Below are 21,467 nucleotides of genomic sequence, written 5' to 3' on the forward strand. Positions count from 1 at the left end.
GTCGCCCGCGTCGCCCGTTACGCGGCGCGCGGCGGCCTGATCGATCCGATGTCGATCACGAACCGATACTTCACGTCGCTCTTGAGCATCCGCTCGTAGGCCGCGTTGACCTGCGACATCGGAATCACCTCGATGTCCGACGTGATGCCGTGCAGTGCGCAGAAATCGAGCATTTCCTGCGTCTCGGCGATCCCGCCGATCAGCGAGCCCGCGAGGCGGCGGCGCTTGAAGATCAGGTTGAACACCTGCGGCGACGGATGGTCGTGCTCCGGCGCGCCGACGAGCGTCATCGTGCCGTCGCGCTTGAGCAGATGGAGGAACGGATTCAGATCGTGCTGCGCGGCGACCGTGTTCAGAATGAAGTCGAAGCTGTTCAGATGCGCATTCATCTGCGCTTCGTCCTTCGAAATGACGACTTCGTGCGCGCCGAGCCGCTTGCCGTCGTCGATCTTCGACGGCGACGTCGTGAACAGCACGACGTGCGCGCCCATCGCGCGCGCGAGCTTCACGCCCATGTGGCCCAGGCCGCCCAGGCCGACGACGCCGACCTTCTTGCCGGGCCCCGCGCCCCACTGGCGCAGCGGCGAATACGTCGTGATGCCCGCGCAGAGGAGCGGCGCCGCGCCTGCCGGATCGAGCGTGTCGGGCACGCGCAGCACGAACGCCTCGTCGACGACGATCTGCGTCGAGTAGCCGCCGAACGTGACGTCGCCCGTCGCGCGGTCGCGGCCGTTGTAGGTGCCGACGAAACCGTTCTCGCAATACTGCTCGAGCCCTTCCTCGCAGCTCGGGCACGTGCGGCACGAATCGACGAGGCAGCCGACGCCGACGAGCTCGCCCGTCTTGAAGCGCGTGACCTGCGGACCGACGGCCGTCACGCGGCCGACGATTTCATGGCCCGGCACGACCGGGTAAGTCGTGTTCTTCCATTCGTTGCGGGCCTGGTGGAGATCGGAGTGGCAGACGCCGCAGTAGAGGATCTCGATCTGCACATCGAGATCGCGCAGTGCGCGGCGCTGGAATTCGAACGGCGCGAGCGGCGTCGTGGCGCTCGTTGCCGCGTAAGCGTAAGTCGTGCTCATGAAGGCTCCTGACTCGAAAAGGCGTGCGCCGCGCGCGGCCGCGGAATGCGGCGGTGCAGCGGCACGGGAGCAATCCTAAGCACGCGGCCGGTTGGCAGGAATACCTGAAGATCTTGAAGGTTTGCCTATTTCTCTTGAACTTCGGGCGAAGCGCGGAAAAAAGGCCTGACCGGTGCTAGATTGCAAGCCTGTTTCTCTTGCAGCACGAAGGAAGTCCGATGAGCTTCGATCCCCTTTTCCCCGACGGCGGCGCGCGCCTGCAGCGCCGCATCCTCGCGCTGTTCGACCAGCTCGCGCCGAACGAAGGCTACACGCACGCGCCGATCGACGGCGTGCGCTTCATCCGCTCGAACCGGCCGGTGCCGCGGATGCCGGTGCTGTACGACCCGAGCATCATCGTCGTGTGTCAGGGGCGCAAGCGCGGCTATGTCGGCGAGCAGACCTTCGTCTACGACGCGCGGCAGTATCTCGTGCTGTCGGTGCCGCTGCCGTTCGAATGCGAGACGTTCGCGACGCCGGACGAGCCGTTTCTCGCCATTTCGATTCGCATCGATCTCGCGGTGATCGCCGAGCTCGCGATCCTGCTCGACGAGACGCACGGCGCGTCGATCAGCGAGCCGCGCGGCATCTACTCGACGCCGCTTGACGCGCCGCTCGCGGACGCGGTGCTGCGCCTGCTCGAAGCGCTCGCGTCGCCCGCCGATACGCGCGTGCTCGGGCCGGCGATCATGCGCGAGATCGGCTATCGCGTGCTGACGGGCGCGCAGGGCGACGCGATCCGCGCGGCGCTCGCGCAGCAGCATCACTTCGGGCGCGTCGCGCGGGCGCTGCGCAGGATTCATGCGGATCTGAGCGGCGAGCTCGACGTCGAGACGCTCGCGAGCGAAGCGGGGATGAGCCTCGCCGTGTTCCATGCGCAGTTCAAGAGCGTGACGGCAAGCTCGCCGATGCAGTACGTGAAGGCGACGCGGCTCCATCACGCGCGGCTGATGATGGTGCAGGACGGGTTGAACGCGGGCGCGGCGGCGGCGCGAGTCGGCTATGCGAGCGCGTCGCAGTTCAGCCGCGAGTTCAAGCGGTTGTTCGGGCGCAGCCCGAGCGACGAAGTGCGCTGGGTGCAGGCGGGCGGCCGGCAGCCCGCCGGGCTCGACACGGGAGAGTGATCGCCGGCAGCGGGGCGCGGCGGCGAATCGCGTGTTCGGCGCGCGGGCGGGGCGATTGACGCTGGGGGCGCTCGCGAACCGGTATGCGAACCGCCTGCGCGACACGGCTCGCACGCCGGGCGGATTGCCGGCGCGGGCGGCCGCGCGCCGGCTGACGAGCGAACCGATGTGCGGATCGTCGGCGGCGCGCCCGCCGCACGCTAACGGCTTCGCCGGACTGCCGTCGCTCAGCGGTTCGCCGTCGCGGCGCCGCGCTGCTTCGCGCCGGCCGCCGCGCCCGCGGCGGCGTTCTTGACGAGCGCCTTCCGGTAGAGCGGCATCAGGTCGGCGAGGCGCTTGCGCAGATCGTTGCGCCGCCGCGTGTCGTACGGGTGCGCGTAGATGAAGCCGTTGTCCTTGTCGGCGCGCGTCGCGACCGCGAGCTTGTCCCACAGCGTGATCGCCGCGCGCGGATCGAAGCCCGCGCGCGCGGCGATGTCGCCGCCGATCACGTCGGCTTCGGTTTCGTCGGTCGGATCGTAGCGGACCGACGCGAAGCGCTCGACGACGCCAAGCGGCGCGGGCAGCGGCTCCGAGAGCCCGAACAGGGGCGGCAGCGGCGTCGCGCCCGTGCCGAGTGACGCGGCCTGTTGCTCGCCGAGGCTCGAGCGCGCATGTTCGCGCAGCGCGTGCGCGATCTCGTGCGCGAACAGCACGCCGATCTCGTCGTCGGTGAGGCGCAGCCGGTCGAGCAGCCCGCTGTCGACGAGCACCTTGCCGCCGGGCAGGCAGAACGCGCGGATCGAGCGCGAGCGCAGCACCTCGATTTCCCAGTTCCAGCCCTTCACGCGCTCGCTCCACTTGACCGCATACGGCGCGAGCCGCGTGACGATCGTGCGCAGCCGCTTCACGCGCGCGTTGTTCGGCGGCAGCAGGCGCTCGCGCTGCGCGGCGTCCTGCACGGTCTGCCGGTACTCGTTGTCGGTCAGTTGTTCGAGGAGCGGCGACGGAATCAGGCTGCGAAACACGATCGCGTTGCCGTAGCGCACCTGCTGATCGCCGAGCCCATATGGTTTCGGGTTGCCGGCAGCGGGCGCCGCGGCGGGCGCCGCCGGGGCGGCGGCCGAAGGCGCGCTCGGCGCAGGCGGCGCGGACGGCGTGCCGTTGTCGGCGACGAGCATCGGTTCGGCCATGCACAGCTCGAGCCCGAGCGCCGGGCCCGCGACGCCGAGCGCGACGCCGCCCACGAGCGTGAGCGCGGCGCGTGCGGCGCGCAGCTTAGCCGGCACGGGCGGCCTCGTTGCCGGACATGCTGCCGTTCCACGGCGCGATCTTGAACAGCAGCAGCATCCCGGGGATGCCGAGCGCCGCGCAGACGAGGAAATAGTCGAACCAGCCGATCTGCGCCACGATGAAGCCGCTCGACGCCGACGCGAGCGTGCGCGGCACCGACGCGAGGCTCGTGAAGAGCGCGAATTGCGTTGCGGTATAGCGCGGGTCCGTCGTGCTCGCGATGTACGCGGTGAACGCGGCGAGCGTGAGGCCCGTCGAGAACGTCTCGAAGCCGTAGATGGCGGCCATCAGCACGGAATCCGGGCCCGCCTTGGCGAGCCACGCGAAACCGAGCGTCGACACGATCTGCAGGACCCCGAAGATCCACAGCCCGCGCGCGATGCCGATCTTCACGAGCCACACGCCGCCGATGATGCCGCCCGCGAGGCTCGCCCAGAACGCGGTCGTCTTCGCGATCACGCCGATCTGCGTCTTGTTGAAGCCGAGGTCGAGGAAGAACGATGTCGACAGCGTCGTCGCCATCGTGTCGCCGAGCTTGTAGAGGAAGATGAAGCCGAGCACGAGCAGCGCGCCGCGCCAGCCGTCGCGGCCGATGAACTCGCGAAACGGCAGGATCACCGCTTCCGAGAGATTCTTCGGCGGCGCGCCGTGCACGTCCGGCTCGCGCACGACGAGCGTCATCACGATGCCGGGCAGCATGAACGCGGCGGTGAGCGCGAACACGGCGTCCCACGGCAGATGATCGGACAGGATCAGCGACAGCGAGCCGGGAATCAGCGCGGCGACCTTGTACGCGTTCACGTGCACGGCGTTGCCCAGGCCCTGTTCGGTGTCGCGCAGCAGCTCGCGGCGGTATGCGTCGATCACGATGTCGGCGCTCGCGCCGAAGAACGCGACGAGCGTCGTCAGCGCGGCGACCGTCCAGATCGATTCGCGCGGCGACACGAAGCCGAGCGCGGCGATCGCCGCAGCGACGAGCAACTGCGTGACGAGCATCCAGCCGCGCCGCCGCCCCGGCCGCCAGCCGGGCAGGCGCGGGATGAAGCGGTCCATCAGCGGCGCCCACAGGAACTTCCACGTATAGGGGAACTGAATGAGCGCGAAGAGGCCGATTTCCTTCAGGTTCACGCCTTCCGAGCGCAGCCAGGCCTGCACCAGGTAGACGAGCGTGAAGAGCGGCAGTCCCGACGTGAAGCCGAGAAAGACGCAAATCAGCATGTGCGTGTTCAGATACGCGCGCCAGCCCGGGTGGTCCTCGTGGGCGTTGAGGGCGGGTGCGTCGTGCGGCGGTTTGGTCATCGAACTAAATACTAGGGTTGTCTCCGCTTGACGCGGTAGACCGCAAGACTACCACGCCAGTTCACTCCCCATCGAATCGGTTGGCCTTCGTGCAGCACGGCGCGGTCGAGAATCTCGACGCCGACTTCGGGCGCGAGCGCTTCGAAATCCTTGATCGTCAGCACCCGCACGTTGGGCGTGTTGTGCCACTGATAAGGCAGCGATTTCGACACCGGCATCCGGCCGCGCAGCACCGATAGCCGGTGCGACCAGTAGCCGAAGTTCGGAAACGACACGATGCATTCGCGCCCGACGCGCGCGGTCTCGCGCAGGATCGCGGCGGTCTGGTGGATCGTCTGCAGCGTCTGCGACAGGATCGCGAAATCGAAGCTGTGATCCTCGAAGAGGCGCAGGCCGTCCTCGAGATTCTGCTGGATCACGTTGATGCCGTTCTTCACGCTCGCGAGCACGCCCGCGTCGTTGATCTCGACGCCGTAGCCGGATACTTCGAGCTCCTCGGTCAAAAGCGACAGCAGCGACCCGTCGCCGCAGCCGAGATCGAGGACCGTCGAGCGCGGCTCGACCCAGCGCGCGATCGCGCGAAAGTCCGCGCGCGCGGACAGCGTGTTCAGCGCCTGTTGGTTCATGCGCCCACCTCCTCGGCAATTCGTTCGTAATAGGCGCGCACCAGGTTGTGGTAGCGCGCGTCGTCGAGCAGGAACGCGTCGTGCCCGTGCGGCGCGTCGATCTCCGCGTACGACACCGAGCGCCGGTTGTCGAGCAGCGCCTTCACGATCTCGCGCGAGCGCGCGGGCGCGAAGCGCCAGTCGGTCGTGAAGCTCGCGACGAGATACTTCGCCTTCGTGTGCGCGAGCGCCGCGCTCAGGTTGCCGTTGAACGCCTTCGCCGGATCGAAGTAGTCGAGCGCGCGCGTGATCAGCAGGTACGTGTTCGCGTCGAAGTAGTCGGCGAACTTGTCGCCCTGGTAGCGCAGGTACGACTCGACTTCGAACTCGACGTCGAAATTGAAGTTGTACGCGTCGAGCGCGCCGTCCGCGCGGCGCAGCGCGCGGCCGAATTTTTCGGCCATGTCGTCGTCGGACAGATACGTGATGTGGCCGATCATCCGCGCGACGCGCAGGCCGCGCCGCGGCTTCACGCCGTGCGCGTAGTAGTCGCCGCCGTGGAAATCGGGGTCCGACAGGATCGCCGAGCGCGCGACCTCGTTGAACGCGATGTTCTGCGCGGACAGCTTCGGCGTCGACGCGATGTCGATGCAGTGCGCGACCCGCTCCGGATACAGCAGGCTCCACGCGAGCGCCTGCATCCCGCCGAGGCTGCCGCCCATCACCGCGGCGAAGCGCTCGATGCCGAACGCATCGGCGACGCGCGCCTGCGCGTGCACCCAATCCTCGACCGTCACGACGGGAAAGCGCGCGCCGTACGGCGTGCCGGTTGCCGGATCGATGCTCATCGGCCCCGTCGAGCCGAAACACGAGCCGAGATTGTTCACGCCGATCACGAAGAAGCGGTTCGTGTCGAGCGGCTTGCCGGGCCCGACCATGTTGTCCCACCAGCCGGTGCTGCGCGGATCGTCCGCGTAGACGCCCGCGACGTGATGCGACGCGTTGAGCGCGTGGCAGACGAGCACCGCGTTCGAGCGCGCGGCGTTGAGCTCGCCGTAGGTCTCGACGACGAGCTGATAGTTGCCGAGCACGCTGCCGCTTTGCAGGCGCAGCGGTTCGGCGAAATGCATGGTGTGTGGAGCGACGACGCCGATCGATTCCATTCGTTCCGCCTTATGACTGGGCGGCTAAATGGTTGTCGGGCGTGCGCGGGAAGCGGGGGCAGGCTGACGACCTCTTTAGCCGCATTTGTAGTGAACCCGCCGGGAACGAGCCCCGGCCGGTTCGCGCGCCCGCAATCGAGTCAGCAAATCGGCGCGCTTTCCGAGCATCGCCGCGAAGCGGCGACGATAGCCGGGCAAGTATAACGGAAAAATTTCCGCGCCGCGGCGACGGAGGGGGGAGCCGCGCGTCCGGCGTCGCCCGCGCGTCGATGCGTGCCGGATGCTTGTTGCCGCCCCGCTTCGCGTTACTGCAGGATCAGCCGCAATTGCGCGTCGGCGTGCTCGCCGGGCGCTTTCGTGAAGCCGCTCTTTGCATAACGGTGCCAGCGCCCGAGCACGTAGCTGACGACGAGGCTCGCGCGCAGCGCCGGATCGTAGTCGTCCGGCAGCGGCACGGGCGGCGGCGCGCCGCCGCCGGCTCCGTCGGCGCGCGCGTTCGCGTCGAGGAGCGCGACGCGCAGACATTGCTTGATCGACGCCTCGACCCGCTCGAGCATCTGATCGACGCGCTCGGCGAGGCGCTCGTGCTCGCCGACGAGCGCCTCGCCCGTCAGCACGCGCGTCATGCCGGGATTCCTTGCGGAAAAATTGAGCAGCATCAACGCGATCGAGCGCGCCTGCAGCACGCCGTTCGGCTCGTTCGCGGCAATCTGGTTGACGAGCCCGAAGAACGTTTCCTCGATGAATTCGATCAGGCCTTCGAACATCTGCGCCTTGCTCGAGAAATGCCGGTACAGCGCGGCCTCCGACACGTCGAGGCGCGCGGCGAGCGCCGCCGTCGTGATCTTCTCGCGCTTCGGCGATTCGAGCATCGACGCGAGCGTCTGCAGGATGTGCACGCGCCGCTCGCCCGGTTTCGGGCGCGCGCGGCTCGCGGCGTTGCGTTTGTCGCCCGCCGCTGCGGTTACTGCCGGGTCCTGCGGGTGAGTCGGCTGCATTTTCGTCGCCCCGATCGAGTGCCCAATCGCAGCGATTTTAGCGAACCAATGCGACGATCGACATAGTGCGGTCGTCCGTAGCTTGGCAGATGACCGGGCAGATGCCCCGTGATCCAGACGGTGCGGATGCCGAGCCGCTTGTAGCGCTTCAGGTGGCCGCGCGTGTCCTCGACGAGGATCGTGTCCGACAGGCGCGCGTGCGCCGTGCGCATCGCCCGGCGCAGCATCGTCGCGTCGGGCTTCGCGCGCCAAGCGCGGCGGTCGCGCATCTGCTCGATCGCGATCACGCGCTCGAACAGGCGCTCGATCTTCAGCTCGCGCAGCACCGCGCGCGCGTATGCTTCGGGCGCGTTCGTCAGCACGATCTTGCGGCCGGGCAGCGCGGCGACGAGCCGTGCGAGCCCGCGCTCGGCGCGCACCATCGACGGCAGGTCGGCGAACGTGTGGACCACCTTCAGGAAATCGTGCGGATCGATCGGGTGATGGCGCGCGAGGCCCAGGAGCGCCGCGCCGTAGCGGCGCGTGTAGTGGGTGCGCAGGTGATCGGCGTGCGCGCGCTCGACCTTCAGCGTATCGATGATGTACTGCGTCATCGCCCGGTTGATCGCCGGGAAGATCGCGTGCGACGCGTGGTGCAGCGTGTTGTCGAGATCGAAGAGCCAGACGGGGCCGCCCGCCTGCGGGCGGGCGCGCCGCTCGCGCCGGCGTTCGGGCGGCTGCTTGCTTGCAGGCGGCGAGGCCGTGCGGCGCGGCTGGCGGCGCGCGCTCAATGCGAGCGGATCATCGTGCCGAACGGCTGCTCGGTCAGGATTTCGAGCAGCACGGAGTGCTCGATGCGGCCGTCGACGATGTGGACCGACTTCACGCCGCTCTTCGCCGCGTCGAGCGCGGACGAGATCTTCGGCAGCATGCCGCCCGAGATCGTGCCGTCCTCGAAGAGCGCGTCGATCTCGCGTGCGGACAGGTCGGTCAGCAGGTTGCCTTCCTTGTCCATCACGCCGGGGATGTTCGTCATCATCACGAGCTTCTCGGCGTTCAGCACGGTCGCGAGCTTGCCCGCGACGAGGTCCGCGTTGATGTTGTACGACAGGCCGTCCTCGCCGAAGCCGATCGGCGAGATCACCGGAATGAACGCATCGTCCTGCAGCGCCCTCACGACGGCCGGGTTGATCGCCTCGACCTCGCCGACCTGGCCGATGTCGACGTACTCGCCCGGGTTGTCGCGGTCCGGCATCATCAGCTTGCGCGCGTGGATGAGGCCGCCGTCCTTGCCCGTCAGGCCGACCGCGTGGCCGCCGAAATGGTTGATCAGCGTGACGATGTCCTGCTGCACCTCGCCGCCCAGCACCCACTCGACGACTTCCATCGTCTCTTCGTCGGTGACGCGCATCCCCTGGATGAACGTGCCCTGCTTGCCGATCTTCTTGAGCGCCTGGTCGATCTGCGGGCCGCCGCCGTGCACGATCACCGGGTTGATGCCGACGAGCTTCAGCAGGATCACGTCGCGCGCGAAGCCTTGCTTGAGCCGCTCTTCCGTCATCGCGTTGCCGCCGTATTTGATCACCACGGTCTTGCCGTGGTAACGGCGAATGTACGGCAGCGCCTCCGCGAGGATTTCGGCTTTCAGGGAGGGGGAGATCTGCGAGAGGTCGATCGGCTCGGACATGGCGGCGGCTCTGGTGCGAAACGTTGAAACAGGCGGAATTGTACAGGAGTGGCGCAGCGCAGCATGGGGTTTTTGGCCGTTCGGCCAAGGGGCGGCGAGCGTCTCGAAACCCGGCGGCGGCGCCGGAAAAAGTGAGGTTTTCCTGCGCGATCCGCATGCAATTTCCACGCGCGGCGCTTATGCTTGGCACGTGACGCTTGGCTGCGCGCCGCGAGGCGCCGGCCGTGCGGGCGAGCCGCGGCGGCGGATCGGCTGTTCGGGCCGGCGCCGACGTTCATTCTTTTATCGTTTTGCCCACATTCCGGCTTGACCCGGCCCATTTGCGATGACCGAGCCCGCCGCCACGTCCGGCCTGATCAGCAAGCGCTGCCCGCGCTGCGGCAGCGCGTTCGACTGCGGCGCCCGCACGCGTCCGTTCACCTGCTGGTGCGCGGCGATGCCGGCGATGCCGCCCGGCGCGCAACCCGCGACGGGCGCGCGCTGCCTGTGCCCGGAATGCCTTGCCGACGAGATCGCCCGGCGCATCGCCGCCGGCGCCGTAGGCGCGGGGGCGGGTGCGGATCGACCCAAGCGCGAAGACTGAGAAGGTAAACTGCGCGGATGCAACGAATCACCACTACCGGACGCGTCAACCTGAGCCATCTGTTCTGGTTGCGCAATCTTGCGATCATCGGCCAACTCGTCACGATCGCCGTCGTACAGACCTATTTCGGCGTCCATTTGCCATTGCCGGCGATGCTGATGGTGATCGCGCTCGAAATCGTGTTCAACGCGCTCACGTGGGTGCGCGTGCTGCGCGCGCGGCCCGAGACCAACTTCGAGCTGCTCGGCCAGCTATGGGTCGACCTGGGCGCGCTGTCGGCGCTTCTGTTCCTGTCGGGCGGGACGACGAACCCGTTCGTTTCGCTGTATTTGCCGTCGCTCGCGATCGCGGCCGCGGTGCTGCCGTGGCACCTGATGATCTGGCTCGCGGCGTTCGCGGTCGCGTGCTACCTCGCGCTCGGCTTCGATTCGGTGCCGCTCAATCTGGATAACCCCGCGAATCTGTTCGATTATTTTCGTGCGGGCATGTGGGTGAACTTCATGGTGAGCGTCGGGCTCATCGCGTGGTTCGTCGCGCGGATGTCGAGCGCGCTGCGCCAGCGCGACGCGGCGCTCGGCGAGGCGCAGCAGGCGCTGTTGCGCGACGAGCGCGCGGTCGCGCTCGGCGTGCAGGCGGCCACCGTCGCGCACGAGATGGGCACGCCGCTGTCGACGATCGCGATGCTGACCGAGGAATTGCGCGAGGCCGCCCGCACGGATGCGGGGCTCGCGCGCTACGATGCGGACCTGAAGGTGCTCGAGGAGCAGATGTCGCAGTGCACGTCGGCGCTCGCGCGCCTGAGAAGCCGCGCATCGGAGCGGCCGAGCCGCGAGCCCGTCGGCGAGTGGCTCGACACGTTCGTCGAGCATTGGAGGCTGCGCCATCCGCACGTGCTGTTCGAGCAGTTGGGGCCGCGGCCCGCGGGCGTCGCCCTCGACGATACGGTCGCGGTCGGCCAGATCCTGACCATCCTGCTCGACAATGCCGCGCGCGCGAGCCGCGATCGCGTTACGCTGGCGGCAACGATCGCGCACGACGGCGCACGCGACGAAATCGAGTTCGAAGTCTGCGACAACGGGCCGGGCATCCCGGCCGCGTTGCGCGACACGCTCGGCGCGGCGCCCGTCGACAGCACGCAGGGCGGCCACGGGGTGGGCCTGTACCTGGCGTTCAGCGCGGCGGCGCGCCTGGGCGGCTCGATCGAGCTCGCCGATGCGCAGCCGCGCGGCACGCGGGTGATCCTGCGGCTGCCGGTCGCACGCCAGGTGGCGGCCGAGATGGCGAACGAAAACGGATAGACCAGATGGAGTGATGCAAATGAGCGACAAGAATTTCCTCGTGATCGACGACAACGAAGTGTTTGCCGGCACACTGGCGCGCGGGCTCGAGCGCCGCGGCTACGCGGTGCGGCAGGCGCACAACAAGGACGAGGCGCTCAAGCTCGCGGGCGCCGAGAAGTTCGAGTTCATCACCGTCGATCTGCACCTCGGCAACGATTCGGGCCTGAGCCTCATCGCGCCGCTGTGCGATCTGCAGCCCGATGCGCGGATACTCGTGCTGACCGGCTACGCGAGCATCGCGACCGCGGTGCAGGCGGTGAAGGACGGCGCGGACAACTACCTCGCGAAGCCGGCGAACGTCGAGTCGATCCTCGCCGCGCTGCAGACGAACGCGACCGAGGTGCAGGCCGAAGAGGCGCTCGAGAATCCGGTCGTGCTGTCGGTCGACCGGCTCGAATGGGAGCACATCCAGCGCGTGCTCGCGGAGAACAACAACAACATCTCGGCGACCGCGCGCGCGCTGAACATGCATCGCCGCACGCTGCAGCGCAAGCTCGCGAAGAAGCCGGTGCGGCAGTAAAGGCTCGCCGCGCAGGTCGGGCTGCGCGTGTCGCATCGAGGCTGAACGGCCGGCGCGGCGCGCGGCGTTTGTCGGGCGTGCAGCACGAAGCTGGCTTGCGGCCGGCTCGTAGATGGCAATGGTTGGCCGATCGTCGGCAGGCGGCAGGCGGCCGGCGGCCGGTTCGCGATCGGCCGCCGTTCTCGACCGATTTGCGCCGCAGATTCGCACCGAAGATTCGCACCGAAGATTCGCACCGGGGCGGCGGGCGGCCCGCATCGGCCGCAATCCGGCGCGGCCGGCCGCAATCGATGCCGCGCCGCGCACGGCGTCATCCGCGAGCGATGCGCGGAAAAACGAAAGACGGGCAGCCCCGCGAGGGACTGCCCGTCTTTTCTCGAGCAACGGCGGCGATGCCGCCGCGCGTCACAGCACGTAGCGCGACAGATCCTCGTCCTTCGACACCTCGCCGAGCGCGCGGTCGACGTAAGCCGCATCGATCGTCACGCTTTGGCCGGCATGATTGCCCGCCGCGAACGACACTTCCTCGAGCAGCTTCTCGATCACCGTATACAGGCGCCGCGCGCCGATGTTCTCGGTCTTCTCGTTGACCGCATAGGCGATCTCGGCGAGCCGGCGAATGCCGTCGTCGGCGAATTCGAGCGCGACGTCCTCGGTCGCGAGGAGCGCCTGATACTGTTTGACGAGGCTCGCGTCGGTCGCGACGAGGATCGCTTCGAAATCCTTCACCGACAGCGAATCGAGCTCGACGCGGATCGGAAAGCGCCCCTGCAGCTCCGGAATCAGGTCGCTCGGCTTCGCGAGATGGAATGCGCCGCTCGCGATGAACAGGATGTGATCGGTCTTCACCATCCCGTACTTCGTGTTGATCGTCGTGCCTTCGACGAGCGGCAGCAGATCGCGCTGCACGCCCTGCCTCGACACCTCGCCGCCGCCGCCTTCGTGGTTGCGCGACGTGATCTTGTCGATCTCGTCGAGGAACACGATGCCGTTCTGCTCGACGTTCTGCACGGCCTTCGTCTTCACTTCCTCGTCGTTGAGCATCTTCGCCGCTTCCTCGTCGGTCAGCAGCTTCAGCGCCTCCTTGATCTTCACCTTGCGGCGCTGCTTCTTGCCGCTGCCCAGGTTCGAGAACATCGAGCGGATCTGCTCGGTCATCTCTTCCATGCCCGGCGGCGCCATGATGTCCATGCCGACCGTCGGCTGCTCGATGTCGAGCTCGATTTCCTTGTCGTCGAGCTGGCCTTCGCGCAGGCGTTTGCGAAACGTCTGGCGCGTCGCGTTGTTGTCGTCGTTCGCATGCTCGACGCTCGCGCCGAAGCCGACCGCGCGCGGCTGCGGCAGCAGCACGTCGAGGATGCGGTCTTCGGCGAGATCGGTCGCCTTGCTGCGCACCTTGCGCATTTCCGTCTCGCGAGTCTGCTTGACGGAGATTTCGATCAGGTCGCGCACGATGCTGTCGACGTCGCGGCCGACGTAGCCGACCTCGGTGAACTTCGTCGCCTCGATCTTGATGAACGGCGCATCGGCGAGCTTCGCGAGGCGCCGCGCGATCTCGGTCTTGCCGACGCCCGTCGGCCCGATCATCAGGATGTTCTTCGGCGTGATCTCCTGGCGCAGCGGCTCGGCGACCTGCTGGCGGCGCCAGCGGTTGCGCAGCGCGACCGCGACGGCCTTCTTCGCCTTGTCCTGGCCGATGATGTGCTTGTCGAGTTCCGAGACGATCTCGGCAGGGGTCATGGTGCTCACAGCTTCTCCTTACTCGATGGTCTCGATGATCCGGTTGTGGTTCGTGTAGATGCACATGTCGCCCGCGATCGCGAGCGATTTTTCGACGATCTCGCGAGGGGACAGATCGGTGTTCTCGGCGAGCGCGCGCGCGGCGGCCTGCGCGTATGAGCCGCCCGAACCGATCGCGCAGATTCCGCCTTCCGGGTCCAGCACGTCGCCGTTGCCGGTGATGACGAGCGTCGTCGTCGCATCGGCCGTGATCAGCATCGCCTCGAGACGGCGCAGCATCCGGTCGGTGCGCCAGTCCTTCGCGAGCTCGACGGCCGCGCGCGTCAGGTTGCCCTGATGTTTTTCGAGCTTCGCCTCGAAGCGGTCGAGGAGCGAGAACGCGTCGGCCGTGCCGCCCGCGAAGCCGACGAGCACCTGGTTGTTGTAGATGCGACGCACCTTGCGCGCGCCGCCCTTCATCACGATATTGCCGAGCGTGACCTGGCCGTCGCCGCCGAGCGCGACCTTGTCGCCACGCCGCACGGAGACGATCGTCGTGCCGTGAAATTGCTCCATCTGTAATCCTCGAGAAAGACGGGGGAGCGGGGCGCGCGGTGGCGCCGCCGCGTGCTGCGGCGCGCGCGAGCGGGCCTCGCAGGCCGGCTCGACGCGCATGGTCTTCATTTTAGGGCGGGCGCCGCGATATCAAGGGCGGCGTGCGGCGGGCGCCGCCGGGGCGGAAAGCGAAGCGGCGGCGGAAAAACAAAAGCGCGCGGCAGGCCGCGCGCTTTGGACAAAGCGTGTGAGGCGCGGAAGGCGGGCCGCGCCGGGCGAGTGTCAGTCGCCGAACAGCTTCTGACGCAACTCGCGGCGCTCCTGCGCCTCGAGCGACAGCGTGGCCGTCGGACGTGCGAGCAGACGCGGGATGCCGATCGGCTCGCCCGTTTCCTCGCACCAGCCGTAGTCGCCCGATTCGATGCGGGCGAGCGACTGCTGGACCTTCTTGAGAAGCTTGCGTTCGCGATCGCGCGTGCGCAGTTCGAGCGCGTGCTCTTCCTCGATCGTCGCGCGATCGGCAGGGTCCGGCACGATCACCGTTTCGCGCAGATTCTCGGTCGTCTGGCCCGCATTGCGGAGAATTTCCGCCTGCAATTGTTCGAGCCGATTTTTGAAGAAGGCGAGCTGATCCTCATTCATGTAATCCTTGTCGCTCATCTTCAGGATTTCGGCTTCGGTCAAGAGTTTCTTCGTCATCTGCTTGCTTCTTCAATGTGCGGCGAATCCATGGATATTGCCCGCACTTTGGGATTACCCGCAACAGCCCTTGCAATTGTTTGCCATTCGCTGTGGCGGGGCCGAAAGCCTCCGGATACCGGGCCCGTTTCGTTCAATACTTCCTTGGGGGGACCGGATCGCGCGTGACCGGCGGGCGGCCGTCCCCGGCGCGCTACCGTGCCGTCCGGACTTCACGCGAGGATCGGGCCTGCCGCCGCCCTTCTCCAGCGGGCAGGTATTGTAACTGAATCGCAAGCCCTCGCCGTATCGGGTCGATCCCCTGCCGGTCAACCGGTATCCTGAAAATATAACCCGCAAATCAGGAAAAAGCGATGACGGCCGTGCGCGGGTCCGCGGCCGGCGCGGCGGGCTTCCCGGCATGCGCGGCAGGGCCGGCGGGCGGGCAGGCGAAGCGGCGCTCACGCGGGGCGCCCCGCTCGCCGCCGTACCGGCGCGCGCCGTGCGCCGGCGCGCGCCGCTCGCGCACGATGTGGCACGGGTTACGCGAGGCAGGCGTCGAGGCCGTCGGTGATGAGGTCGCGCGGCAGGTCGACGCCGATGAACACCATCTTGTTGGTCTTCTTCTCGGCCGGCAGCCACTTCGCGGCGAGATCGCTGCCCATCATCTGGTGCACGCCCTGGAACACGACCTTGCGGTCGACGCCCTTCATGTACAGCACGCCCTTGTAGCGCAGCATCCGTTCGCCATAGATCTGCAGGATGCCGCCGAGGAAATCCTCGAGCTTGTTCGGATCGAACGGGCGATCGTTGCGGTAGACGAACGACTTGATCTTGTCGTCGTGGTGTGCGTGGTGATGGTGGTGGCCGTGCTCGTGATCGTGCTCGCAATGGCCGTGATCGTGATCGCAATGCGCGTGATCGTGGCCGTGCTCGTGGTGGTGCGCGTGCTCGTGCTCGTCCTCCGCGAGGAAGTCCGGATCGATCTCGAGCTTCGCGTTCAGGTTGAAGCCGCGCAGGTCGAAGATCTCCTTGATGTCCGCATCGCCGAAGTTCACGACCTTGATCGCCGCCTTCGGGTTCATGTGCAGCAGGCGGTGCTTGAGCTCGGACACCGCCTCGTCGTCGACGAGGTCCGCCTTCGTGATGAACAGGCGATCGGCGAAGCCGACCTGGCGCTGCACGACTTCGTGCTCGTCGAGCTGAGCGTCGGCGTGCTTCGCGTCGACGAGCGTGATGACCGCGTCGAGCAGGAATTCGTCGGCGATCTCGCTGTCGATGAAGAATGTCTGCGCGACGGGGCCCGGATTCGCGAGGCCCGTCGTCTCGATCACCACGCGGTCGAAGTCGAACGTGCCGTCGCGTTTCTTCGCGGCGAGGTCGGCCAGCGCGCGGGCCAGATCGCCGCGGATCGTGCAGCAGATGCAGCCGTTGCTCATCTGGATGATCTGCTCGGTCGAATCCTGGACGAGGATCTCGTTGTCGATGTTCTCTTCGCCGAACTCGTTTTCGATCACGGCGATCTTCATGCCGTGCTGTTCGTTCAGGATGCGCTTGAGCAGCGTCGTCTTGCCGCTGCCGAGAAAGCCCGTGAGGATGGTGACGGGAATGGCCATGTCGTCGGTCGCCTGTGGTTCGTGAAACGGGGTCAAAACGGCTAAAAAACAGCGCGCCCGGCGAAACTCTCCGAGCGCTCAGCCATTTATTGAAACATATCTGTCAAGCCCCCGCTGTCGGCCGGACGGCCGGCCTGGCGCGGGCTCGCTCAGCGCCGCCCGCACAGATCGGGGCGATCACGCGATTTGCAACAGCAGCCCCTTCAGATATTCGCCTTCGGGGAAGGCGGTCAGGAGCGGGTGGTCGACGCCCGCGCCGAGCCGCTTGAGGATGCGCGCGTCGACCTTCGCGTCGGCCGCCGCGCCCGCGACGATCTTCTGGAACAGGTCCATGTCGATCGCGCCCGAGCACGAGTACGTGAACAGCAGGCCGCCCGGACGCAGCAGCTTGAAGCCGCTCAGGTTGATGTCCTTGTACGCGCGCGCCGCGCGATCGACGCTGTCGCGCGTCGGCGCGAACTTCGGCGGATCGAGCACGATCAGGTCGAAGCGCTCGCCTTCGTCGACGAGGCGGCGCAGCGTCTTGAACGCGTCGGCGTCGAGCCATTGCGCGCGCGCGGCGTCGAAGCCGTTCGCGGCGACGTTGCGCTGCGCGAGCGCGAGCGCGTCGCCCGACGAATCGATCGACACGACCCGCTTCGCGCCGCCCTTGAGCGCCGCGAGCGAGAAGCCGCCCGTGTAGCAGAAGCAGTTCAGCACGTCGCGATCGCGCGCGTACTGCGCGACGAGCGCGCGGTTCTCGCGCTGGTCGACGTAGAAGCCCGTCTTGTGGCCGTTGCGCACGTCGACGTGATACAGCACGCCGTTCTCGTTCGCGATCAGCGTGTCGGGCGGCGCGTCGCCCGCGAGCACGCCCGTCGTCTGCTCGAGCCCTTCCTTCTCGCGGATCGACACGTCCGAGCGTTCGTAGACGTTCGGGCAGCCCGTGGCCGCGACGAGCGCCGCGACGATCGCGTCCTTCCAGTGCTCGACGCCCGCCGCCATGAACTGGCAGACGAGCTGGCCGCGGCCCGCGCCTTCGGCAGGCTCGGCCTGCTGCGTCGCACCGCCTTCGGCCGCGCACGCGGCTGCGTCGCCGGCGGGGATCGGCGCGGCGACGTAGTGATCGACGATGAGCCCCGGCAGCCCGTCCGCCTCGCCGAACACGAGCCGCACCGCGCCCGTGCCCGCGATCATCGCGCGGCGATGCGCGACCGCGCGCTGCACGCGCCGCTTGAAGAACGCATGGTCGATCGGCTCGTTCTCGTCGAAGCTCCATACGCGCAGCCGGATCTGCGAATGCGGGCTGTAGGCGGCGCGCGCGAGGAAGCGCCCGTCGTGCGCGCGCACGATGACGGTCGCGCCGGGCGCGGGCTTGCCGTCGACGCGGTCGATCGCGTTCGCGTAGACCCACGGATGGCGGCGCAGCAGGGATTTGTCTTTCGACGGCTTGAGCGTAACGGTATGCATGTCGGGATCGAAATGGCCGCGCGGGGCGCGGCGGAATGTGATTCGTTGATTCAGAGCGATTCGGCGAGCGCGGCGGCGCGCGTCAGTCGCGCTTTTTCGCGCGCGGGTGCGCGCTGTCGTAAATCTTCGCGAGATGCTGGAAGTCGAGCGACGTGTAGACCTGCGTCGCCGAGATGCTCGCGTGGCCGAGCAGCTCCTGCACCGCGCGCAGGTCGCCGCTCGATTGCAGCACGTGCGTCGCGAACGAGTGGCGCAGCACGTGCGGATGGACGTTCGCCGGAATGCCCGCCGCGAGCGCCGCGCGCTTCACGCGCTCGCGCACGACGCCGGGCGACATCCGGTTGCCGCGCACCGACAGGAAGAGCGGCCGCGCATCGCGCTTCACGAACTCGCCGCGCACAGCGAGCCAGGCGTTCAGCGCATCGATCGCCTTGCGGCCGACGGGCACCTTGCGCTCCTTTTCGCCCTTGCCGCGCACGGTGACTTCCGCTTCGGCGAGATCGAGCCAGCCTTCGGAGCGATAGTCGCCGTCCTTCGTGTATTCGACGTCGAGGCCGATCAGCTCGGCGAGCCGCAGCCCGGACGAATAGAACAGCTCGAGGATCGCGTGATCGCGCAGGTGCTCGGCGGTGCCGGCCGTCGGCGCATCCATCAGCGCGGCCGCGTCGTCGACGGACAGCGCCTTCGGCAGCGTCTTCGCGCGCTTCGGCGCGCGTACGGCCGCGACCGGATTCGCGTTCATCTCGACGTGCTGCGAAAACCAGCGATAGAACGCGCGCCACGCGGACAGCCGGTGCGAGATCGAGCGCGCGGACAGGCCGCCCGCATGCGCGCGCGCGACGGCGCCGCGCATGTCGACGGCCGTGAGGCTTTCGAGCGGGCGGCCGTTCGCGAGCTTCCTCAGTTCGCCGAGCTCGTGCGCGTACGCGCGCAGCGTGTGATCCGACAGCTTCCTCACGTGCCGCAGATTCGACAGGTAGTCGGCGATCGGATCGGTGGTCATGGCGCGGGGCGGCGATCGGCGCGCGGCCGTCAGTGCGGCAGCAGGCGCGTGAGCGCCGCGCTCGCGAGCGTGCCGATCTGCGTGAGGAAGTCGGTGCCCATGCCGTCGTGGAAGCGTCGCGGGTCCGGCGAGCCCAGCACCAGCAGGCCGAACGCGCCCGCGCCTTCGCCCGCGTCGGGGGCGCGCAGCGCGATCAGCGCGACCGATTCGGCGGCGCCGCTTGCCGCCGGTGCCTCGCCGTCGCCGGCCGTCGCGGCCGTGACGGGCGCGAGCCACTGCGCCGCCTCGAATCCGGTGTTCGCGCCGCAATATGGGGTCGCAAGGCTGTTCGTGAAGAGGCGCACCTCCTCGCCGACGTTGCGCGCGAAATCGGCTTGCGCGTAGGTTTCGGCGACGTCCCAGAGCCTGAGCGCAGTCTGCGGGACGTCGAACGCGTCGGCGAGGCCGCCCGCGATCGCACGCGGCAGCGCGTACGGATCGCGCTCGGCGATCACGCGCGCGGTCCAGCGGTTGAACTTCGCGGCGAGCCCGTCGTTCTCGTGGCCGTAGCGCAGCAGCTCGGCGAGCCGGCGTTCGAGATGCTTGTTCTTGTCGCGCAACATCTCCATCTGCCGCTCCTGAAGCGACACAGCGGCCTTGCCATGCGGATTCGCGAGCTTGATCGTCGCGAGCAGCTCCGCGTGCTGGGCGAAGAATTCGGGGTTGGCGAGCAGGTAGTCGGCGACTTCGCGATCGTTCATGGCGCTTCGTTCGGCTTCGGCAAATGAAAGGTCAGGCTGCAAAAGGTCAGGCGGGCAGGTCGATCACGCCTTCGAAGACGGTCGTCGCGGGGCCGGCCATCATGAGCGGCGCGCGTTCGTCGCGCGCGCCGTCCCACGAGATCGTCAGCGTGCCGCCGTGCGTGTGGACGGTGACGGGCGAATCGAGTTGCCCGCGCCGGATGCCCGCCGCGACGGCCGCGCACGCGCCCGTGCCGCACGCGAGCGTCTCGCCCGCGCCGCGCTCGTACACGCGCAGCTTCACCTCGTGCCGCGACACGATCTGCATGAAGCCCGCGTTCACGCGCTGCGGAAACCGCGGGTCGCGCTCGATCGCCGGCCCGTCGGCGAGCACCGGGAACGCCTCGGCGTCGTCGACGATCTGCACCGCGTGCGGATTGCCCATCGACACGACCGAGATCCAGCGCGTCGCGCCGTTCACGGGCAGCGGCCACAGCGTGTCGGCGCCCTCGCGGCGGCCGTCGAGGCCGCTCGTGTCGAACGGCACGCGCGCCGGCTCGAACACGGGCGCGCCCATGTCGACGACGACCTCGCCGTTGTCCTGCATCGTCAGCGTGATCACGCCGTGCTTCACTTCGACGCGCACGCTCGCCTTGTCGGTGAGCCCGTGGTCGCGGACGAACTTGACGAAGCAGCGCGCGCCGTTGCCGCAGTGCTCGACCTCGCCGCCGTCGCAGTTGAAGATCCGGTACTTGAAGTCGGCGCCGTCGACGGTCGGCTTTTCGACGAGCAGCAACTGATCGGCGCCGATCCCGAAGTGGCGGTCGGCGAGCGCGCGCACCAGCGCGTCGGTGAGCGGGGGCAGCGCGCGGCTGTAGCCGTCGAGCACGACGAAGTCGTTGCCCGCGCCGTGCATCTTGGTAAACGAGAGTTTCATGGGCGCTATTGTATGCCGCGGGCATGCCGCGGCGGCGGAGTCAATAGAAGCTCGGCTCGCCGGGCGGGCGCGTCTTGAAGCGCTTGTGCACCCAGTAGTACTGCTCGGGCATCAGCGGAATCTGCTCTTCGAGGAACGCGTTCATCCGGCGCGCGTCGAGGTCGTCGTCGCCCGTCGGATAATTTTCCCAAGGTTTGAAGATTTTCAGCCGATAACCCTGGTAATTGGGCAGCACTTCACCGATGAACGGCACGACCTGCGCATGGCCCGTCTTCGCGAGCCGGCCGACCGCGGTCAGCGTGCACGCGGGGACGCCGAAGAACGGCACGAATGTCGAGTTGCGCAGGCCGTAATCCATGTCGGCGCCGAGCATCACCGGCTTGCGGTCGCGCAGCCAGCGCAGCACGACGCGCGCGCTGTCGGCGCGGCCGACCATCTCGGCATCGAAGCGGCCGCGGGCGGCTTTCGCGACGGCTTCGAGCGTCGGGTTCGAGAACGGCTGGTACAGCGACCCGCAGCGGCGCCGCAGCGACCGGTTCAGCCAGATCGAGCCCGCCTCGATGCCGACGAAGTGCAGCCCGAGGAAGAGCGTCGGCGGCAGGTTCGGATCGGTGAGATCGACCGCGCTGTCGACCTGGATCAACTTTTCGAGCTTTTTCGCGGAGCCGAACCACTGGACGCTGCGCTCGACGTAGCTGCGGATCGCATGCCGGAAGTGCTTGCCGGCGATTTCCTCGCGGCGGGCGTCGCTCCAATCGGGGAAGCAGAGTTTCAGATTGATGTGTACGATGCGCTTGCGCCGGCTGGGGATCTGATAGAGCAGCCAGCCAAGGCCGTCGCCCAGGCGCGCGGTCAGGCCGTAGGGCAGGACCGCGAGGAATTTGAGAAACGCGACGGCGAGCTGTGTGCCGAGACGGCCTAGCATGCGAATCCTCCGTCGATCCGGGCGGCCGGCGCGATGAGAACAGGGTTGAAGGACTGCGGAAGGAGCAGCACGATGGACGCTCTGTGACAATTCGAGAAAGCCGCTATAATACGGGCTTCGCCGAGTTAACTGACAACTTGCGGGGCGAAGCCGGCGGGCGCTACGAGCGCCCACG

22 protein-coding genes are annotated in these 21,467 nt (G+C 67.9%); 4 read left to right on the forward strand and 18 right to left on the reverse strand.

Translation table 11 applies throughout. The features are described 5' to 3' along the window. Nucleotides 1-17: 17 nt before the first annotated feature. Nucleotides 18-1,082 carry an NAD(P)-dependent alcohol dehydrogenase gene (locus BTH_RS12975; protein WP_009893586.1) on the reverse strand — a complete coding sequence of 355 codons (1,065 nt, stop codon included), beginning with the start codon at nt 1,080-1,082 and terminating at the stop codon, nt 18-20. A 218-nt stretch (nt 1,083-1,300) separates the two neighbouring features. Here BTH_RS12975 and BTH_RS12980 point away from each other — a divergent pair, with 218 nt between their 5' ends. Next, the gene (locus BTH_RS12980; RefSeq protein ID WP_009893585.1) at nt 1,301-2,245 is read left to right on the forward strand and encodes an AraC family transcriptional regulator; all 945 of its coding nucleotides are present in this window, start codon (nt 1,301-1,303) and stop codon (nt 2,243-2,245) included. A gap of 227 nt (nt 2,246-2,472) precedes the next feature. On the opposite strand, the gene BTH_RS12990 is transcribed toward BTH_RS12980, so the two are convergent. The 7 genes from BTH_RS12990 to argB form a co-directional block, all read right to left on the reverse strand. Further along, entirely contained in the window at nt 2,473-3,513 is a 1,041-nt protein-coding gene (locus BTH_RS12990; RefSeq protein WP_009893583.1) for a M48 family metallopeptidase, read from the reverse strand. Beyond that, nucleotides 3,503-4,816 (reverse strand): AmpG family muropeptide MFS transporter, encoded by a 1,314-nt coding sequence (locus BTH_RS12995; RefSeq protein WP_009893581.1) that lies wholly within the window; start codon nt 4,814-4,816, stop codon nt 3,503-3,505. The genes BTH_RS12990 and BTH_RS12995 overlap by 11 nt, the downstream gene beginning before the upstream one ends. 11 nt (nt 4,817-4,827) lie before the next feature. Further along, nucleotides 4,828-5,442: a methionine biosynthesis protein MetW gene (gene metW, locus BTH_RS13000; RefSeq protein WP_009893580.1), complete on the reverse strand. Its 615-nt coding sequence runs from the start codon at nt 5,440-5,442 to the stop codon at nt 4,828-4,830. Continuing rightward, nucleotides 5,439-6,584 (reverse strand): homoserine O-succinyltransferase MetX, encoded by a 1,146-nt coding sequence (locus BTH_RS13005; RefSeq protein ID WP_009893578.1) that lies wholly within the window; start codon nt 6,582-6,584, stop codon nt 5,439-5,441. Before BTH_RS13005 ends, metW begins: the two co-directional genes overlap by 4 nt. Nucleotides 6,585-6,889: 305 nt before the next feature. After that, nucleotides 6,890-7,582 (reverse strand): nucleoid occlusion factor SlmA, encoded by a 693-nt coding sequence (gene slmA / locus BTH_RS13010; protein WP_009893577.1) that lies wholly within the window; start codon nt 7,580-7,582, stop codon nt 6,890-6,892. Further along, nucleotides 7,549-8,352, reverse strand: a complete 804-nt coding sequence (locus BTH_RS13015) for a pyrimidine 5'-nucleotidase (protein ID WP_009893575.1) — start codon at nt 8,350-8,352, stop codon at nt 7,549-7,551. The genes slmA and BTH_RS13015 overlap by 34 nt, the downstream gene beginning before the upstream one ends. Continuing rightward, entirely contained in the window at nt 8,349-9,248 is a 900-nt protein-coding gene (gene argB / locus BTH_RS13020; protein ID WP_009893574.1) for an acetylglutamate kinase, read from the reverse strand. The genes BTH_RS13015 and argB overlap by 4 nt, the downstream gene beginning before the upstream one ends. A gap of 325 nt (nt 9,249-9,573) precedes the next feature. Here argB and BTH_RS13025 point away from each other — a divergent pair, with 325 nt between their 5' ends. Genes BTH_RS13025 through BTH_RS13035 form a run of 3 tightly spaced genes read left to right on the forward strand, consistent with a single transcriptional unit; the run spans nt 9,574 to nt 11,691 of the window. Beyond that, a complete protein-coding gene (locus tag BTH_RS13025) occupies nt 9,574-9,831 on the forward strand; it encodes a cysteine-rich CWC family protein (protein WP_009893570.1) in 258 nt (85 codons plus the stop codon). 17 nt (nt 9,832-9,848) lie between these two features. Next, on the forward strand, nt 9,849-11,129 hold the full coding sequence (locus BTH_RS13030; protein WP_009893568.1) for an ATP-binding protein: 1,281 nt from the start codon (nt 9,849-9,851) through the stop codon (nt 11,127-11,129). A 19-nt stretch (nt 11,130-11,148) separates the two neighbouring features. Further along, complete coding sequence (locus BTH_RS13035; RefSeq protein ID WP_009893567.1) at nt 11,149-11,691, forward strand: response regulator transcription factor; 543 nt, start codon at nt 11,149-11,151, stop codon at nt 11,689-11,691. 405 nt (nt 11,692-12,096) lie between these two features. Here BTH_RS13035 and hslU read toward each other — a convergent pair whose 3' ends face one another. The 10 genes from hslU to BTH_RS13080 all read right to left on the reverse strand — a co-directional run bounded on the left by hslU (nt 12,097) and on the right by BTH_RS13080 (nt 21,292). Then, nucleotides 12,097-13,440 (reverse strand): ATP-dependent protease ATPase subunit HslU, encoded by a 1,344-nt coding sequence (gene hslU / locus BTH_RS13040; protein WP_009902157.1) that lies wholly within the window; start codon nt 13,438-13,440, stop codon nt 12,097-12,099. Nucleotides 13,441-13,449: 9 nt separating this feature from the next. Beyond that, nucleotides 13,450-13,986, reverse strand: a complete 537-nt coding sequence (hslV, locus tag BTH_RS13045; protein WP_009893562.1) for an ATP-dependent protease subunit HslV — start codon at nt 13,984-13,986, stop codon at nt 13,450-13,452. A gap of 261 nt (nt 13,987-14,247) precedes the next feature. Continuing rightward, nucleotides 14,248-14,664 (reverse strand): RNA polymerase-binding protein DksA, encoded by a 417-nt coding sequence (gene dksA / locus BTH_RS13050; protein WP_004198318.1) that lies wholly within the window; start codon nt 14,662-14,664, stop codon nt 14,248-14,250. 54 nt (nt 14,665-14,718) lie between these two features. Then, entirely contained in the window at nt 14,719-15,066 is a 348-nt protein-coding gene (locus BTH_RS35675; protein ID WP_080511419.1) for a hypothetical protein, read from the reverse strand. A 119-nt stretch (nt 15,067-15,185) separates the two neighbouring features. Beyond that, a complete protein-coding gene (locus BTH_RS13055; protein WP_009893557.1) occupies nt 15,186-16,259 on the reverse strand; it encodes a CobW family GTP-binding protein in 1,074 nt (357 codons plus the stop codon). Nucleotides 16,260-16,436: 177 nt separating this feature from the next. Continuing rightward, nucleotides 16,437-17,708: a class I SAM-dependent rRNA methyltransferase gene (locus BTH_RS13060; RefSeq protein ID WP_009893556.1), complete on the reverse strand. Its 1,272-nt coding sequence runs from the start codon at nt 17,706-17,708 to the stop codon at nt 16,437-16,439. Between the two features lie 82 nt (nt 17,709-17,790). After that, nucleotides 17,791-18,711 (reverse strand): tyrosine recombinase XerC, encoded by a 921-nt coding sequence (xerC, locus tag BTH_RS13065; protein ID WP_009893555.1) that lies wholly within the window; start codon nt 18,709-18,711, stop codon nt 17,791-17,793. A gap of 29 nt (nt 18,712-18,740) precedes the next feature. Next, nucleotides 18,741-19,451, reverse strand: coding sequence for a DUF484 family protein (locus BTH_RS13070; protein WP_009893553.1), 711 nt, complete (start codon nt 19,449-19,451; stop codon nt 18,741-18,743). A 46-nt stretch (nt 19,452-19,497) separates the two neighbouring features. Further along, nucleotides 19,498-20,367, reverse strand: a complete 870-nt coding sequence (dapF, locus tag BTH_RS13075; protein WP_009893552.1) for a diaminopimelate epimerase — start codon at nt 20,365-20,367, stop codon at nt 19,498-19,500. Between the two features lie 40 nt (nt 20,368-20,407). Next, entirely contained in the window at nt 20,408-21,292 is an 885-nt protein-coding gene (locus BTH_RS13080) for a lipid A biosynthesis lauroyl acyltransferase (RefSeq protein ID WP_009893548.1), read from the reverse strand. Nucleotides 21,293-21,467 lie beyond the last annotated feature (175 nt).

The organism is Burkholderia thailandensis E264 (genome assembly GCF_000012365.1).
Classification (GTDB): domain Bacteria; phylum Pseudomonadota; class Gammaproteobacteria; order Burkholderiales; family Burkholderiaceae; genus Burkholderia; species Burkholderia thailandensis.